We start from the raw sequence: 2,069 nt of genomic DNA, 5'->3' as shown, positions 1-2,069 counted from the left end.
GGTGCGCGAGCAGCGCACCCGCCCTCGCGGGTTTCAGGAGCCGCCCTCCCGGGCGTCGTACGAGGCCCGCGCCGCCGCGATCTCGCGCTGGTGCGCCTCGGTCCAGGTGACCAGGGACCGGATGGTGGCGTGCAGGGTCCGCCCGAGCGGCGTCAGCGCGTAGTCCACCCGGGGCGGCACCACCGGGTGCACCGTCCGCTCGACCAGGCCGTCCCGCTCCAGCTGGCGCAGCGTGACGGTGAGCATCCGCTGGCTGACCCCGTCGATCGCCCGGCGCAGTTCGGTGAAGCGCAGCGACTGCCGGTCCAGCAGGGCGATCACCAGGAGCGACCACTTGTCGGCGATCCGGTCCAGGATCTGCCGCACCTCGCAGTCCTCCCGGACGTCCCACTGGAAGACGTCGTAGCCGTCCTCGGTACCCGCGCAGTGCGTCGGTTCCTTTGAAGTGCCTTCTTCCACAGCTCCTGATGCTGCCCGAGGATGGCGGTGGTTACAAGAGGGAACCGACCGGACGGAAGAGAACCGTCCGGGGCCCTCGCCACCCCCCTTCCCGAGGAGCCCCAGGTGTCCGTGTCATCAGCCCTGCCCGAAAACGGCCGGGAGGCCGCCCCGGCGCCCGAGGAGCCGCCGGCCCGGATCGGCGGCCGGTCCGCCGCCGTGCTGGCCGTGCTCTGCGGCGCGATCTTCCTGGAGGGCATCGACGTCGCCATGCTGAACGTGGCGCTGCCCTCGATCCGCGCCGACCTGGGCATGTCCACCGGCGCGCTGTCCTGGGTGCTGAGCGCGTACGTGCTGGGCTACGGCGGCTTCATGCTGCTCGGCGGCCGGGCGGCGGACCTGCTGGGCCGGCGTCGGACGTTCCTGTTCTGGCTGACCGTCTTCGTGCTCTTCTCCGGCCTCGGCGGGCTGGCCGACGCGGGCTGGGTGCTGATCCTGGCCCGGTTCGCCACCGGCCTGTCGGCGGCCTTCATGACCCCGGCCGGACTGTCGATCATCACCACCGCCTTCGCCGAGGGGCCGCGGCGCAACCGGGCGCTGCTGGTGTACGCGGGGACGGCCGCGGCGGGCTTCTCGCTCGGCCTGGTGGTCGGCGGGCTGCTGACGGCGGTCAGCTGGCGCTGGGTGTTCTTCGCCCCGGTGCTGCTGGCCGCCGGGCTGCTGGCGGCGGCCGTCCCGCTGATCCCGCGCGACGCCGCGCCTTCGGCGAAGGCGTCCGGCGGGCGCTTCGACCTGGCCGGGGCGGCCGCGGTGACCGGGGCGATGCTGCTGCTGGTGTACGGCGTGGTCCGGATCGGCGAGCCCGGCGCGGGGGCGGGCCTCACCGCCGCCGTGCTGGCCGGCGGGCTCGTCCTGCTGGCGGTGTTCACGGTGGTCGAGCGGCGCTCGCCCGCGCCGCTGGTGCGCCTGGGCATCCTGCGCTCCGGGCCGCTGCTGCGGGCCAACCTCGGCGCGCTGCTGTTCGCCGGCTCGTTCTTCGGCTTCCAGTTCGTCGCCACCCTCTACCTCCAGGACCTGCGCGGCTGGTCCCCGCTGCAGACCGGCCTCGCGCTGCTCGCGATCGGCGCGGACTCGGTGCTGGCGCCGACCCTCACCCCGAAGCTGGTGGAGCGATACGGCAACGCCCGGGTGATCATGGGCGGCTTCCTGCTGGCCGTCCTCTCGTACGGGCTGTTCCTGCCGGTGGGCGCCGACTGGACGTACCCGATGATGTTCCCGACCATGCTGCTGACCGGGCTCGCCTTCGCCCTCGCGTACGGGCCGCTGACCATCGCGGCCACCGAGGGGATCGCGGAGGAGGAGCAGGGGCTGGCCGGCGGGCTGCTCAACACCTCGTTCCAGTTCGGCGCGGCGCTCGGCCTCTCGGTGGTGACCACGGTGAACCTGGCCGCGCTGGGGGCCGGGGCCACGGCGTTGGAGGGCTTTCGGGCGGCGCTGGTGGTGCCGGTCGTCTCGGCGGGGCTGGGCGCGGTGGTGGCCGCCACCGGTGCCGGGCGGCGGCGGCGCGCCTGACGTCCCCTCGGAACGAGCGGCAGCCCCAGTCGAACGGCCCTGTCGGAGCGGACTCCGAC

Annotated in this window: 2 protein-coding genes; one reads left to right on the top strand and one right to left on the bottom strand. The window is 74.2% G+C overall.

Annotated elements, in window-relative coordinates:
- Positions 1 to 33: 33 nt before the first annotated feature.
- A complete protein-coding gene (locus ACFU6K_RS37750) occupies positions 34 to 459 on the bottom strand; it encodes a winged helix-turn-helix transcriptional regulator (protein WP_380670990.1) in 426 nt (141 codons plus the stop codon).
- Positions 460 to 636: 177 nt separating this feature from the next.
- Here ACFU6K_RS37750 and ACFU6K_RS37745 point away from each other — a divergent pair, with 177 nt between their 5' ends.
- Positions 637 to 2,010: an MFS transporter gene (locus ACFU6K_RS37745; RefSeq protein WP_380670992.1), complete on the top strand. Its 1,374-nt coding sequence runs from the start codon at positions 637 to 639 to the stop codon at positions 2,008 to 2,010.
- The last annotated feature ends 59 nt before the right edge of the window (positions 2,011 to 2,069 follow it).

Origin of the sequence: Kitasatospora sp. NPDC057512, from assembly GCF_042802135.1 — a bacterium.
Classification (GTDB): Bacteria; Actinomycetota; Actinomycetes; order Streptomycetales; family Streptomycetaceae; genus Kitasatospora.
The sequence above is the reverse complement of the archived record's forward strand: the minus strand, read 5'-3'. Positions and strand labels throughout refer to the sequence as shown.